Below are 268 nucleotides of genomic sequence, written 5' to 3' on the forward strand. Positions count from 1 at the left end.
CCCTCCAAGGAGAGGGAGGCGCAGCGATCAAAGACTACTTCACAACGCTGCACTTGCCTGTACTATTATTCTTCCAACAGTTTATCGAAACGCATATTAGCCAGCTTGAGACGGTGAAAGACAACTTGCTTTCCTATGACGGCGATGCCAATACGCTTGTCCGGACAGAGTTTCTGAATGAAGTGAAGATGGATTTGAACCGCGTCATCAACTATACGAGAGACTCGGCGAACATCATTAACAGCGCATACGAATCGGTGAGTGATCT

1 protein-coding gene is annotated in these 268 nt (G+C 47.4%); it reads left to right on the forward strand.

Features of this window, described 5'->3' with window-relative positions; translation table 11 throughout:
* Positions 1–268, forward strand: a 268-nt coding sequence (locus CHH91_RS18560) for a T7SS effector LXG polymorphic toxin (RefSeq protein WP_217973778.1), incomplete at both ends; no start/stop codon positions are given.

Origin of the sequence: Virgibacillus sp. 7505, assembly GCF_002272135.1 — a bacterium.
Taxonomy (GTDB): domain Bacteria; phylum Bacillota; class Bacilli; order Bacillales; family Amphibacillaceae; genus Terribacillus.